The 12,707-nt window shown below is 62.5% G+C and carries 13 protein-coding genes; 7 read left to right on the top strand and 6 right to left on the bottom strand.

Going from position 1 to position 12,707, the window contains the following annotated elements:
- Positions 1-49: 49 nt before the first annotated feature.
- The gene (gene trxB / locus AC0L2Z_RS14655) at positions 50-1,024 is read left to right on the top strand and encodes a thioredoxin-disulfide reductase (RefSeq protein ID WP_473628465.1); all 975 of its coding nucleotides are present in this window, start codon (positions 50-52) and stop codon (positions 1,022-1,024) included.
- A 72-nt stretch (positions 1,025-1,096) separates the two neighbouring features.
- Positions 1,097-1,993 carry a LysR family transcriptional regulator gene (locus tag AC0L2Z_RS14650; protein WP_023799796.1) on the top strand — a complete coding sequence of 299 codons (897 nt, stop codon included), beginning with the start codon at positions 1,097-1,099 and terminating at the stop codon, positions 1,991-1,993.
- Positions 1,994-2,017: 24 nt separating this feature from the next.
- On the opposite strand, the gene AC0L2Z_RS14645 is transcribed toward AC0L2Z_RS14650, so the two are convergent.
- Both AC0L2Z_RS14645 and AC0L2Z_RS14640 read right to left on the bottom strand, forming a co-directional pair.
- On the bottom strand, positions 2,018-2,536 hold the full coding sequence (locus AC0L2Z_RS14645; protein WP_473628463.1) for a methyltransferase family protein: 519 nt from the start codon (positions 2,534-2,536) through the stop codon (positions 2,018-2,020).
- Positions 2,537-3,278: 742 nt separating this feature from the next.
- Complete coding sequence (locus AC0L2Z_RS14640; protein WP_473628461.1) at positions 3,279-5,330, bottom strand: elongation factor G; 2,052 nt, start codon at positions 5,328-5,330, stop codon at positions 3,279-3,281.
- 343 nt (positions 5,331-5,673) lie between these two features.
- Between AC0L2Z_RS14640 and AC0L2Z_RS14635 the strand changes: the two genes are divergently transcribed.
- Entirely contained in the window at positions 5,674-6,081 is a 408-nt protein-coding gene (locus AC0L2Z_RS14635; RefSeq protein ID WP_027151128.1) for a (R)-mandelonitrile lyase, read from the top strand.
- Positions 6,082-6,151: 70 nt separating this feature from the next.
- Entirely contained in the window at positions 6,152-7,675 is a 1,524-nt protein-coding gene (locus tag AC0L2Z_RS14630; protein ID WP_473628460.1) for an MFS transporter, read from the top strand.
- A 62-nt stretch (positions 7,676-7,737) separates the two neighbouring features.
- On the opposite strand, the gene AC0L2Z_RS14625 is transcribed toward AC0L2Z_RS14630, so the two are convergent.
- Positions 7,738-8,940 carry a pyridoxal phosphate-dependent aminotransferase gene (locus AC0L2Z_RS14625; RefSeq protein ID WP_023799790.1) on the bottom strand — a complete coding sequence of 401 codons (1,203 nt, stop codon included), beginning with the start codon at positions 8,938-8,940 and terminating at the stop codon, positions 7,738-7,740.
- A 205-nt stretch (positions 8,941-9,145) separates the two neighbouring features.
- Here AC0L2Z_RS14625 and AC0L2Z_RS14620 point away from each other — a divergent pair, with 205 nt between their 5' ends.
- From AC0L2Z_RS14620 to AC0L2Z_RS14610, 3 genes are all read left to right on the top strand, one after another.
- The gene (locus AC0L2Z_RS14620; RefSeq protein WP_473628459.1) at positions 9,146-10,060 is read left to right on the top strand and encodes an EAL domain-containing protein; all 915 of its coding nucleotides are present in this window, start codon (positions 9,146-9,148) and stop codon (positions 10,058-10,060) included.
- Positions 10,057-10,911 (top strand): EAL domain-containing protein, encoded by an 855-nt coding sequence (locus AC0L2Z_RS14615; protein ID WP_023799788.1) that lies wholly within the window; start codon positions 10,057-10,059, stop codon positions 10,909-10,911. Before AC0L2Z_RS14620 ends, AC0L2Z_RS14615 begins: the two co-directional genes overlap by 4 nt.
- Before the next feature lie 114 nt (positions 10,912-11,025).
- Entirely contained in the window at positions 11,026-11,637 is a 612-nt protein-coding gene (locus tag AC0L2Z_RS14610; protein ID WP_473628458.1) for a glutathione S-transferase family protein, read from the top strand.
- Positions 11,638-11,651: 14 nt separating this feature from the next.
- Here the strand turns inward: AC0L2Z_RS14610 and AC0L2Z_RS14605 are convergent, their stop codons facing one another.
- From AC0L2Z_RS14605 to AC0L2Z_RS14595, 3 genes are all read right to left on the bottom strand, one after another.
- Positions 11,652-11,906, bottom strand: coding sequence for a type II toxin-antitoxin system RelE family toxin (locus tag AC0L2Z_RS14605; protein ID WP_023799786.1), 255 nt, complete (start codon positions 11,904-11,906; stop codon positions 11,652-11,654).
- Positions 11,903-12,103, bottom strand: coding sequence for a hypothetical protein (locus AC0L2Z_RS14600; RefSeq protein ID WP_023799785.1), 201 nt, complete (start codon positions 12,101-12,103; stop codon positions 11,903-11,905). The genes AC0L2Z_RS14605 and AC0L2Z_RS14600 overlap by 4 nt, the downstream gene beginning before the upstream one ends.
- A gap of 260 nt (positions 12,104-12,363) precedes the next feature.
- Positions 12,364-12,576, bottom strand: a complete 213-nt coding sequence (locus AC0L2Z_RS14595; protein WP_023678332.1) for a cold-shock protein — start codon at positions 12,574-12,576, stop codon at positions 12,364-12,366.
- Between the last annotated feature and the right edge of the window lie 131 nt (positions 12,577-12,707).

The following is a 12,707-nucleotide window of genomic DNA, read 5'->3' as shown; positions in this document are numbered from 1 at the left end:
CCCTGTGCCGGACGCTTCATTCGCGTCCGGTTGTTGTGAAAGCCCTGATATGACGTCCAAGCACGCACCCGTTCTCATCATCGGTTCCGGTCCCGCCGGCTATACGGCGGCAATCTACGCCGCCCGCGCCATGCTGAAGCCGATGCTGGTCGCCGGCCTGCAACAGGGCGGCCAGTTGATGATCACCACCGATGTCGAAAACTATCCGGGCTTCGCCGATCCGATTCAGGGTCCGTGGCTGATGGAGCAAATGCTGAAACAGGCCGAGCATGTCGGCACCGACGTCATCAACGACATCATCACCGAGGTCGACCTCAACGTGCGGCCGTTTCGTGCCAAGGGCGATTCCGGCGCCACCTATACCGCCGACGCGCTGATTATCGCCACCGGTGCGCAGGCGAAATGGCTGGGCATCCCGAGCGAACAGACCTTCATGGGCTTCGGCGTATCGGCCTGCGCCACCTGCGACGGCTTCTTCTATCGCGGCAAGGATGTCGCGGTGATCGGCGGCGGCAATTCGGCGGTGGAGGAGGCGCTTTACCTTTCCAACCTGGCCAAGAGCGTGACGGTCATCCACCGGCGCAGCGACTTCCGCGCCGAGCGCATCCTCAGCGAGCGGCTGTTCAAGAAGGACAATGTCCGCGTCATCTGGGACACCGTCGTCGACGAGATCACCGGCCAGTCCGGCAAGATGCCGCTGCCGCCGTCGGTGGAAGGACTGAAGCTGCGCAATCTGGTGACCGGCCAGGAGATGCATCTGACGGTCGACGGCGTGTTCGTGGCGATCGGCCATGCGCCGGCGGTCGAGCTGTTCGCCGGCAAGCTGAAGCAGAAGCCGAACGGCTATCTGTGGACGGCGCCGGATTCGACCTGCACCGACGTGCCGGGCGTGTTCGCCGCCGGCGACGTGACCGACGACATCTACCGCCAGGCGGTGACGGCGGCGGGGCTCGGCTGCATGGCCGCGCTCGAGGCGGAAAAGTACCTCGCCGGGATCGAAGTTCGCCGCGAAGCGGCGGAGTAAACAAGCGGCCGAGAAAAGCCGCGCAAAAGCCTGATTTTTCATTCAGACGCCAGAAAACAGAATGGGGGCATCATGGCGTTGGACTGGGACAAGCTACGCGTGTTTCACGCTGCTGCGGAAGCTGGGTCGTTCACCCACGCCGCCGAGACACTGCATCTGTCGCAATCGGCGATCTCGCGGCAGGTCAGCGCGCTCGAACATGATGTCGGCGTGCCGCTGTTCAATCGCCATGCTCGCGGCCTGGTGCTGACCGAGCAGGGTGAGATGCTGTTCCGCACGGCGCATGACGTGCTTATGAAGCTGGAGACGATCAAGTCGCGGCTGACCGAGGCCAAGGATCGGCCTTCCGGCGTGCTCAGGGTGACGACCACGGTGGGGCTCGGCGCCGGCTGGCTGACCGAGCGCGTGCAGGAATTCATCGAGCTCTATCCCGAGATCAGCCTGCAGCTGATCCTGGCGAACGAGGAACTCGACCTGACCATGCGGCGGGCGGACTGCGCGATCCGGCTGCGCCAGCCGCAGCAGCCCGATCTCATCCAGCGCCGTCTGTTCACCGTGCATTTCCATCTCTACGCCGCCCCTTCCTACGTCAACAAGTACGGCAAGCCGGCGTCGATCGCAGAGCTGAAGAGCCATCGCATCGTCACCTTCGGCGTGCCGGTGCCGGCGCATCTGTCGGAATTGAACTGGCTGGAAACGGTCGGCGATTTCGAAGGCGGGCAGAGGGTGCCGACGCTGCAGATCAACGACATATTGTCGATAAAACGCGCGGTCCAGGGCGGCGCCGGCATCGCCATGCTGCCCGACTATGTGGTCAGCAAGGATTCAGGGCTGGTGCAGTTGCTGCCGGAGACCGAAGTGCCGTCCTTCGACACCTATTTCGCCTATCCCGATGCGATGAAGAACCAGGCGAAGCTGCACGTCTTCCGCGATTTCATCATCGCCAAGGCCCGAAGCTGGTCGTTCTAAACCTTCTGCAAATCGAGTGCGCTATCATCGCGGACGATCATCCCTTATTGGCCGACATGGCGTCAGGCGGGGGAGCCAGCCTGGAACGGCATGGCGGTAGGCCTCGTACTCGGCGCCATAGCGGCGGGCAAGCGTCGGTTCCTCATGGAACTTCACGAACGAGACCATGGCGACGGCGGCGATAGCGGCATAGGCGACGAGAGCCGCGCTCGAAAACAGCAGCGCCTGGCCAAGGATGATCGCCAGCACGGCCACATACATCGGGTTGCGGACATGGCGGTAGATGCCGCCGACAACCAGTCGATCGGTTGGCGCGCCCGGAGCGGGCGTGCCGAGGCCCTCGAGAGCAAAACGGGCAAAGGCATGAAGCAGCAAGGCGGTTGCGACGCCAATCAGGACCCAGCCGACCGGGACCAAGCCGGGCAGGGTCGACCACGGCAGATGATAGCGATCGGTCAACAGCCAAGGCAGCAATCCCGCGACCACACCGGGCGCTGCGATGAAGAACAGCGCGCTGCCGGCGATCGCCTGACGGGTCTTCATGGGGGCTCCTTCGGCGCGATTTTCGGGCCGATGCATGGCTGCCGCGAAAATAAACGCGCACTGCCTGATTCGCCATCATTCGTTGTTTTCGGCGTTCTGGACCGAAAATCGGCGCTGTTTCGCCATTTCGCAATGATACTTGACTGGCTGCGCACCACATTTCGCGATTCTTCTGGTCCTACGAGGCCAAGCAACGGCTTAGACCACAGCCTGTGTCATTTTGCATGCGAGTGTTGCAAAATAGATGCTTGTTTCTTGGGCATGATGAGCACATATATGGATCATCTCTTGGGCGCGTTCTCCTCCCATTAGCGCCCTCGAGTGTTCCCCTCTGGAGGTTAGCCTTAACAGGCACTTCCAATCAAACTCAGCCGGATCTTCGTTGATCCGGCTTTTTTGTATCCCGATCCCTGCCGGCGCTGACGCAAAGCCGACCGAAATGTCATGTAACAGTGACATGTAACCTCAGGTAACATGTCGCAGGCGCGCAGCATCGACTAAGCAGATCATAGGACGCGGTGTGGTTCGTGCGGGAGATGGGGGCATCACTCGGACGATCCGGGCTCAGGCGGCTACCGCGTCCGAACTATTCTTCCGCTGAGGCTGTCAAGCGTTGGCGGCATGTGCGGCGGACCTGCCATTTCGCCTCCCACGAAGACGGTCCGCATGAGAACGGCGTCCGGATCATGTCCGGACGCCGTTTCCTTGTGTTCTGCAGCCTGACTGTCGCCAAGTTCCAGTGTCAGGCGGCCTTGCCATTGGCGTTCAACGCCTCGTCGGCCAGGCGGCCGGTGAGTTCGGCCATATGGTCGAAGCTGGCACGATAGCTGGCCACGCCCGCGGTGGCCGAACGCAGCTCGATGATCAGATCGCCGATCTCGGCCTGCGGCATGGTCGCCTCGACGACATCCCATCCCGGCCAGCCGGGCCGCGCATCATAGCCGAGGATTTGGCCGCGCCGCTGCGGGATCAGGGCGATGATTCTCGATGTTGCGTCGGACGGCGTGACGATTTCCACCTTCATGATCGGTTCAAGCAGCACCGGCGAGCAGGCGGCCATGCCTTCCTTCATCGCCAGCTTTGCCGCCATCTGGAAGGCCATGTCCGACGAATCGACGGAATGATAGGAGCCGTCGGACAGGTTGACGGCGACGTCGACCACAGGAAAGCCGAGCGGGCCCGATTTCAGATAATCGCGTACGCCGGCCTCGACCGACTGGATATAGGTTTTCGGCACGGCGCCGCCGGTGATGGTGTCGGTGAACTGGAAACCGGAGCCGCGAGGCAGCGGCTTGATCTCGATCACCACGTCGCCGAACTGGCCATGGCCGCCCGACTGCTTCTTGTGACGGCCACGCTGCTGCGCCGCTTTGCGGATCGTCTCGCGGTAAGGCACAGCCGGCGGATGGCCTTCGACCGGAATCTGGTTCTTGCCCTCCAGCCGCTCGCGCACGACACGCAGATGCATTTCGCCATGGCCCGACAGCACGGTTTCAGCCGAATCCTGATTGTGGCGCACGCTGAGCGAGGGATCTTCTTCGGCAAGGCGCTGGATGGCGGCCGACATCTTGACCTCGTCCTTGCGTTCCTTCGGTCGCAACGCAAAGGCAAAGACCGGTTGCGGCGGCGTCAGCGTGACCAAGGGCTTGATGCCGCCCTTGGCCGAGCTCAAGGTCTGACCGGTCGTGACCTCGTCCATCTTGCCGAGCGCGACCGTGTCGCCGGCCGGGGCCGAGGTGAGCTTGGTCTGGTCCTTGCCGAGCATTCTGTAGATGCCGGAGACCTTTGCCGTCGCGCCGTTCGAAAGGAAGAGCTCGGAGGCGTCGGCAAGCTGGCCGGACAGGATGCGCGAGATCGACAGCTTGCCGCCATGCGCGGTGTGGATGGTCTTCATCACCTGGACCACGGTCGCATTGCCGTCAGGTGCGTCGAGGCGCTTGCGTGTTGCTTCACCATCAGGCGCGTCGTGGCGGATCGTTTTTAGCAGCCGCAGCACACCATTGCCCTTCTCGGCGGAGCCGATCAGCACCGGCGTCACGGCACCATCGCGCAAGTCGGCGGCCAGGTCGTCGAAGATGGCGTCCTTGGGCGGCTCGATTTCGTCGAGCAGCTGCTCCATCAGTTGATCATCATGGTCGGCGAGCGTCTCCAGCATGGAAAAGCGCGCTTCAAGCTCGCGCGCCTTGTCGTCGCTGGGAATCTGGGCGACTTCGCTTTCGGCATATTCGCGATAGATGTAGGCGCGCTCCAGCGCCAGATCGATCGAGCCGATCACCACGCCGTCCTTGCGCAGGGGAATCTGGCGCAGCAGCAAAGGCACCGAGCTCGCCGGCTGCAACATCTTCAGCGTGTCTCGCACGCCTGATATCGCCTTGTCGACCTTATTGAGGAACATGATGCGCGGCACGCCGAGATCGTCGAGCTTGCGCATGATCAGTTGCAGGGCAGGGATCTTCTTCTCGTCGGCTTCGGCGACGACCACGGCGAGGTCGCAGGCGGCCAGAACCGGTTCGGCTTCGAAGGAGAATTCTATGGAGCCGGGACAATCGACGAAGGTGAGTTGCTCCCCCATGAAGTCGGTGGTGGCAAACGTCGCCTCAACGCTCATGGCGTGGGCGCGTGCCTCGGGCGAATGATCGGAAACTGTGTTTCCCGAGGAGACCGGATTCTGGCGGGGGATGGCGCCCGTGCGGGCCAATATGGCTTCGAGAAGTGTCGTCTTACCGCTTGCAAAGGGACCGACTATGGCAATGCATTTCGGTCCCGTGCGTCGTCCTCCGGCGCGAGTTCCCATGACTGACCTCCACTCAGGCGTTTCCCTGGGAGCGGCGGCCGGCCTGTCGACCGTCGCGGGCGGGGCTTTTTCAGTTTGCCGCCTACCCAAAGGCATCGTCCCACGGGTTAGGCGGGAGGGCAAGTGATTTGAGATCGGAGGATCGCCTGATGTTGAGCCATGATCGGCGAAGCCGTCGAATGCGGGCCTGGGCTTTCCGTCAATGCCGTGACAGGGTCCGTCGCCGAACAGCCGCAAAAGCGGTTGCGCCATGATGGTTATCGGATGAAAGTGCCGCTTTCTGCGACAAAAAGGAGCGGATCGTCGCCGACCGATCCGCCATCAGCTTGAGGACTTTGCGACGATGAAGATCATTGCTTGCGGCAGCGTACCGACCGTCATTGCGCCGGAAAAGTACTTCACCGGCCGCGTGTGGCAGACGCCGATCATCGAGAAGGAAGCGCCGGCGCGGCTACGCGCCGTCATGGTCGGTTTCGAGCCCGGCGCGCGTACCCACTGGCATACGCATCCGCTGGGCCAGACGCTCTATGTCGTGTCAGGCGCCGGCCTGGCGCAAAGCTGGGGCGAGCCGATACAGGCAATCAGGGCCGGCGACGTCATCTCGTTTGCGCCTGACGAAAAGCATTGGCATGGCGCCGGTCCAAAATCGGCGATGGCCCATATCGCCATGCAGGAGGCGCTCGACGGCGTCCATGCCGACTGGCTGGAGACGGTGACCGACGAGCAGTATGGCGGCGTTGATCGGACCTAAAAGCCGTCGCGTCTGATCATTGGTCGCGTCTGATCATTGTAGGTGATTTCCACGCTCAGGTTTGGGTTTCATGTCGAACCGTCGCTTGCCTCTTGTTGCCGCCGTCTATCTCGGCACATTCGTCGCACTGCTCGACATCAGCATCGTCAACGTCGCCCTGCCGACGATCCAGATTGCGCTCGGCATCGATTTCGCCGGGTTGCAATGGGTGATCGACGCCTACACGCTTTGCCTGTCGGCCTTCATGCTGTCGGCAGGCCTGATCGGCGACCGCTACGGGCGCAAGCGCTCCTGGCTGGCAGGCATCGGCATCTTCGTGGCTGGTTCTGCCATATGTGCAATCGCGCGTAACCTGCCGGTGCTGCTGGTGGGCCGGGTGGTGCAAGGGATAGCCGGATCGCTGATCATTCCGGGTGCGCTGTCGATTCTGACGCAGGCATTTCCCGACGGTCGCGAGCGTGCCGGCGTTATCGGAGGCTGGGCGTCGTTCGCAGCTGTCTCGCTGCTCACCGGCCTGGTCGTCGGCGGCATCCTGGTCGAAACCGCCGGATGGCAGAGCATTTTCCTGATCAACCTGCCGCTCGGCTTGGCCACGATCGCGCTCGGTGCGGCTTCGATCGTAGAGACTTCACACCCCGAGCATGCCCATCTCGACCTTGTCGGCCTGGCGCTCAGCATTCTGTGGCTGGGCGCCTTGACCTTCGGCCTGATATCGGCAGGCGAAAAAGGTTGGGGCGATCGAGAGGCTGTTATCGCCCTTGTCGTCGGCTTCGCCGGCCTAGTGGCATTCCTTGTCTTCGAGGCACGCACGCCGCGGCCGATGCTGCCGCTTGGCCTGTTCCGCGACGTTTGCTTCGCCGTCGCCAATGTCGCCTCGTTCGCGCTCGGCCTCACCTCCTACACCAGCGTCTTCCTCTATTCGATGTTCCTGCAGCAGGCACAGGGCTGGTGGCCGACACAGACCGGCCTGCGCATGGCACCGCTGTTCCTTGTCCAAATGGTCGTGTCGCCGGCGATCGGCAGGCTCAGTCAGCGCTACGGACACTCGGCGCTGATGACATCGGGTTATCTTGCGAGCGGTCTTTCCATGCTGGGCATGTGCTGGGTTGGACCCTCGGCACCCTATGTGACGATCGGCCTGCTGTTTGCCGTCGGCGGCCTCGGCAATGCGCTGTCCATCCCGACCGGCAGCGCTGCCGCGATGTCGTTTGCGCCGCGCGAGCGTTCGGGCATGGTGTCGGCGGTGATCAACGCAACCCGCCAGAGCGGCACCGCCATCGGCATCGCCCTGCTCGGCGCCTTGATGAGGATGCGGGCAACAGCCCTGCTGACGGCGCATCTTGAAAACGCCGGTGTCGCCAATGCCGGAGCGGTGGCCCGCGCCGCGGTTTCAAGGCACGATTTCGCAGCCGATGCGGCGATGGGCAAGGACGGCCTGCGCGATCTGTTCGCAGCCGCTTATGCCGGGGGCTTCCATGCGGCGATGCTGACGGCCGCCATCGTTTCGTTCGTCACGGCCGGGCTTCTGGCCGCCATTCTGGCGCCGGCCGAGGCTCGTTCGGCGCGCGAAACGAATCACAGTCGCCAGGGATGAGGCTGGCGCCGACCGCCAAAACCCGATTGCGAGCCGGGTTTTGGTGTTCGAGATGCGCTTGATCAGGTCAGCGAGGCGGTGAAGCGCTGGATGCGGGCGCAGGCCTCTTCGAGCAACGCCTCCGACGTGGCATAGGAGATGCGGAAGTTCGGGCCGAGGCCGAATGCCGAACCGAACACGACCGCCACGCCCTCGGCCTCGAGCAGTTCCGAGCAGAAGGCTTCGTCGCTGTCGATCAGCTTGCCGGCTTTGGTCTTCTTGCCGATCAACTGGGAACAGGACGGATAGACGTAGAAAGCCCCTTCGGGAGACGGACATGTGATGCCGCGCGCCTGATTGAGCATCGACACGACGAGATCGCGCCGAGCCTGGAAAATCGCCTTGTTTTTCGCAATGAAATCCTGCGGACCGTTCAGCGCCTCGACCGATGCCCACTGGGCAATGGTGCAGGCGCCGGAGGTCTGCTGGCCCTGGATCATGTCCATCGCCTTGATCAGCGCCACCGGCCCGGCCGCATAGCCGATGCGCCAGCCAGTCATCGCATAGGCCTTCGACACGCCGTTCATGGTCAGGGTGCGCTCATAAAGCTTCGGCTCGACCTCGGCGATGGTCGTGAAGACGAAATCGCCGTAGATCAGATGCTCGTACATGTCGTCGGTCAGCACCCAGACATTGGGGTGTTCGAGCAGCACGTCGGCCAGAGCGCGCAACTCAGCCTCGCTGTAGGCGGCGCCCGACGGGTTCGACGGTGAGTTCATCAACAACCATTTGGTGCGCGGCGTGATCGCCTTTTGCAACGCCGCCGCCGTCAGCTTGAAGCCGTTGTCGATGGAGGTGTCGGCAAATGCCGGGGTGCCGCCGCAGATCGCTACCATCTCGGGATAGCTGACCCAGTACGGCCTCGGAATGATGACCTCGTCGCCGGGGTTCAGCGTCGCCATGAAGGCATTGAACAGGATCTGCTTGCCGCCGGTGCCGACGATGGTCTGCTCCGGCCGGTAATCGAGATTGTTCTCTCGCTTGAATTTTTGGGCGATTGCCTCGCGCAGCGGCACGATGCCGGAAACTGGAGGATATTTCGTTTCGCCGCGGCGGATGGCCTCGATCGCAGCGTTCTTGATATTGTCCGGCGTGTCGAAGTCCGGTTCGCCGGCACCCAGCCCGATCACGTCACGGCCGGCGTTTTTCAGCTCGCGCGCTTTCTGCGTCACTGCGATGGTCGCGGAAGGCTTTACGCGGGAAAGGGCGTCGGCAAGAAAGGCCATGACGGCGTTGTCTCCTGTAGGGCCAGGCGGTCCATCCGACCGCGGCGTCTCTCATGTCGCATCATCCCGCCAAGCGCAAGCATTGTCGGATGAGCCAGACCTCAAATCCCCGGCAAATCCGGCAACAATAAATTCACTTACACGCGGTAAAACTCCGGTTGGCTGGATCACGACCCATTCCACCAGTCTCGCAACGGGAGGAACCGTGTCGCGCAGCATCGGGCTTGCCCATATCGTCCGCCACGATGACGGCACCGCCAGCGGTGTCTGGGGCAATTATACGCTGCAAAGCGCCTTCCAGCCGATTTTTGCCTTCAGCAACGGCAAATTGTCCATCACCGGATTCGAGGGCCTGATCCGGCCGTTCCGCGACGCCGAGCCGCAGACGCCGGTGAGTTTTTTCAACGCCTGTCCGACGGTCGACCGCCTGCATATCGAGGCGCTGACAAGGACGCTGCACCTTTTGAACGCCGGCGCCTGCCTGCCGCAGGAGGCATTCATTTTCATCAACTTCGATCCGTCGGTGTTCACCGATCGCAGCATCGCCGACAGTGCGCTGCGCGACATGCGGCTGGTGCTGCATGAGGCCGGGATCGATGCGAACCGCGTCGTCTGCGAGGTGACCGAGCAAAAGTCGGCGTCGCAGGAAACGCTCTACAATTTCGTCGAGGCGCTCAGGGCCAACGGGTTTCGCATCGCGGTCGACGACTACGGCGCCGAAGAGTCCGACATCAACCGGATCAAGGAGCTCAGGCCTGACATCGTCAAATTCGACGCCAACTGGATCATGCAACTGATGGAGTCCGGCGCCGGCTTCGCGCTGCTGACCGCCATGGTGGCAAGTTTCGAACAGCAAGGCATCCGCACCGTGTTCGAGGGCATCGAGGAGGGCTGGCAGCTTGAACTGGCCGAGAAATCGGGAGCCTCGATGGTGCAGGGATTTGCGCTGGCGCGCCCGGAGCTTGCACCGACCAGCTTTCACGTCTTCGGCAACGAAAGCCAAGTCTTCGGCAAGGAAAGGCAGATGCCGGTGACGGCGCCTGACGCCGGCGCGGCGCCTGCGACCGTCTCGCCTTGGCCGCGGCCGAAACGGGCTTTCGGGCGCAAGGTGGTGCCATGACCAGGCGGCCCGACAGGCGGCGCAATGTCGGCGAGGCAATCTTTGCCGACGAAGTCGGGATCGAATATGGCGTCTATGGCGCGTTCCGGCTGAGGAGCGCCTACCAGCCGATCTTTGCGCCGCGCGGCAGGTTTTTGAAGGCCGTCGCCGTCGAAGGCCTGATCGAGCCGCACCGCGCCGGCAGGCCGGTCGCGCCGCGCGTATTCTTCGAGGGCATCCCCGTGGCGGATCGCCTGTTCGTCGAGACGATGTGCCGGGTACTGCATCTGCGGAATTTCCGCAACATCGGGGTCGGCGGGCTCGACCTGTTCTTCAACTACAATCCGCTGATCAACGATGACCCCGGGCGAGCGCTGGCAGAAATCAGGCTGATGACCAGGCGTCTCGCCGAGTTCGACCTGCACCCCGGCATGCTGGTCTGCGAGATCACCGAGCAGGCGGCTGAAGACAAGGTGCTCGTCAGCCTGGCGCGCGAGATGCGGCGTGACGGCATCCGCATCGCCATCGACGATTTCGGCACCGGGCATTCGACGGAAGAACGGGTCGCTCTTGTCCAGCCCGACATCGTCAAGATCGACGGCACCTGGTTCGCGGAATTCTGCCGCCATGCCGCCGCCGAACGGTTTTTCCGGCCGCTGGTCTCCGCGCTGCATGACCGCGGCGCCAAAGTGCTGGTCGAAGGCATCGAGCAAGCCACGCATCTGCGCGTCGCGCTGGACGGCGGCGTTGACCTGATGCAAGGATTTTACCTTGCCCGGCCGGCGCTGGCCGGCACGGTCTTCGACGAGGAGCCGCTGCCCATCGACAGGCTGCTTGGCATGGCCAACAACGTCGTGCCGTTGTTTGGGTGATCTATCACCGGCGCTGATGGTTGCGCCAAAACAAATCACTGGATGAAGCCGTCGCTGCCAGGATAATTGCCGGTAAAGGCGGCTCCGCCGAGGGGAGCGGCGATGGGAGCAAGAATGACCATACTCTATGGAATGATCGACAGCGGCAATTGCTACAAGCCGCGCCTGTTGATGGCCAAGCTCGGCATCGCTTTCACCAATGTCGAGGTCAGCTCGCACACCGGCGACACGCGCAAGCCAGACTATGTCGCCAAGAACCCGAACGCCATGGTGCCGCTGCTCGAGCTCGACGACGGCCGGCGGCTTGCCGAATCCAACGCCATTCTGCTCTATCTCGCCGAAGGCACGCGGTTGCTGCCGGCCGACAGATACGAGCGGGCATTGGCCTACCAATGGCTGTTCTTCGAGCAATACAGCCACGAACCCTATATCGCGGTGCGCAAGGCGCTGCTGGCCTTTCCCGAACGGGCCAAGGACGCGACACCGGAACGGCTGGCGCTGACGCTGGAGCGCGGCAACAAGGCGCTCGGCGTGATGAACAAGCATCTGGCGGGCAGTGCGTTCTTTGCCGGCGAGGCCTTGAGCGTCGCCGACATCGCGCTCTACGCCTATACGCATACGGCCGAGATGGGCGGTTTTCAGCTCGACGCCTACCCGGCGGTGGCGGCCTGGCTGAAACGGGTCGAGACTGATCCTGGGCATGTGCCGATGGAGTGGCTGGGGTAGTTCTGTCCTTACGGCTACTTCAGGAGGCGGTCATATTCGGAGTGGGTGCCGATCCAAAACCAGACAACGTCATCGTGGTCACGGACAGCTACGGCGCGGTAGTTGAGATCAACCCGCGCCGACCAATAGCGTCCGACCTGTTTGAAATGCAGCGACGGGTGAAACGGATCAGAACGCAGCTTGGCGAAACGTTTGTCCGCCTTTGCTCTGATCGACGAGGGCAGTTTTGCATAAGCCTCCCAGAATAAGGGAGTGGCGACATGATTCACAAAGACCGGGTCCGGCCGGCGCGATGGTCGGCCAAGGCCTGCTCGGCAAGTTTATCCAGCCTGCCAGCCTTGGCGTCGGCTTCGATCTGCCGATCCCACATCTCCGCTTTCAGTGCCTCGAACCAGGCGGCAAATGCCTTCAGTTCCTCAGGGCTCAGTTCGGCGACGGATTTCTCAATCTGTTCAAGCTTGCTCATCGGCTAAAAATACCATGATTGGCACAATAAGGCCAAGGTAGCTGTTTCATCCGGAAATCCGGACAGCAAAAAGGCGGGACAAAATCCCGCCTTCCCATGCATGGTAGCCTGATCGGGAGCGCTTTGGCCGGGCCGGCAGCAATCTGCTGCTTCGGCTTGTCGGGTTCTTTCCGCTCCGGCGCGCTTCTCGCGCGACCGTCAGTACATCCGTGACTTGCCGCGCGCCCCGAGCTATCGCCCGGCGCGCGCCATTCGCAAAATCAGGCTGCCTTGCTCAGAGATCCAGCGGACGACTTGCCAGTGCGGCGGTCCTGCTCGATCTCGAAGTTGATCTTCTGGCCTTCGACCAGGGTCGACAGCCCAGCGCGCTCGACGGCGGAGATGTGGACGAAAACGTCCGCGCCGCCGCTGTCAGGCTGGATGAAGCCGAAACCCTTGGTGGAATTAAACCACTTGACCGTACCTGTTGCCATTTCGATAGTCCTTATACGTTTGCTTTAGCTTGACTGAACCGAAGTCCAGCCGGTTTGTATCGAGATTTTGGAGATAGACGTCAGCAAACGCGAATATCGCGAGGCCCGGATCGATCGGCCGAAATATCAAT

The sequence above is a fragment of the Mesorhizobium sp. WSM4850 genome, from assembly GCF_055811735.1.
This window is presented reverse-complemented; position numbering and strand designations above follow the sequence as displayed.

Coding starts and splice junctions, on each gene's coding strand:
- AC0L2Z_RS14645 (WP_473628463.1), bottom strand. CDS start 2,536: ATGAAGACCCGTCAGGCGATCGCCGGCAGCGCGCTGTTCTTCATCGCA.
- AC0L2Z_RS14610 (WP_473628458.1), top strand. CDS start 11,026: ATGACCATACTCTATGGAATGATCGACAGCGGCAATTGCTACAAGCCG.
- AC0L2Z_RS14615 (WP_023799788.1), top strand. CDS start 10,057: ATGACCAGGCGGCCCGACAGGCGGCGCAATGTCGGCGAGGCAATCTTT.
- AC0L2Z_RS14600 (WP_023799785.1), bottom strand. CDS start 12,103: ATGAGCAAGCTTGAACAGATTGAGAAATCCGTCGCCGAACTGAGCCCT.
- AC0L2Z_RS14650 (WP_023799796.1), top strand. CDS start 1,097: ATGGCGTTGGACTGGGACAAGCTACGCGTGTTTCACGCTGCTGCGGAA.
- AC0L2Z_RS14625 (WP_023799790.1), bottom strand. CDS start 8,940: ATGGCCTTTCTTGCCGACGCCCTTTCCCGCGTAAAGCCTTCCGCGACC.
- trxB (WP_473628465.1), top strand. CDS start 50: ATGACGTCCAAGCACGCACCCGTTCTCATCATCGGTTCCGGTCCCGCC.
- AC0L2Z_RS14595 (WP_023678332.1), bottom strand. CDS start 12,576: ATGGCAACAGGTACGGTCAAGTGGTTTAATTCCACCAAGGGTTTCGGC.
- AC0L2Z_RS14635 (WP_027151128.1), top strand. CDS start 5,674: ATGAAGATCATTGCTTGCGGCAGCGTACCGACCGTCATTGCGCCGGAA.
- AC0L2Z_RS14640 (WP_473628461.1), bottom strand. CDS start 5,330: ATGGGAACTCGCGCCGGAGGACGACGCACGGGACCGAAATGCATTGCC.
- AC0L2Z_RS14630 (WP_473628460.1), top strand. CDS start 6,152: ATGTCGAACCGTCGCTTGCCTCTTGTTGCCGCCGTCTATCTCGGCACA.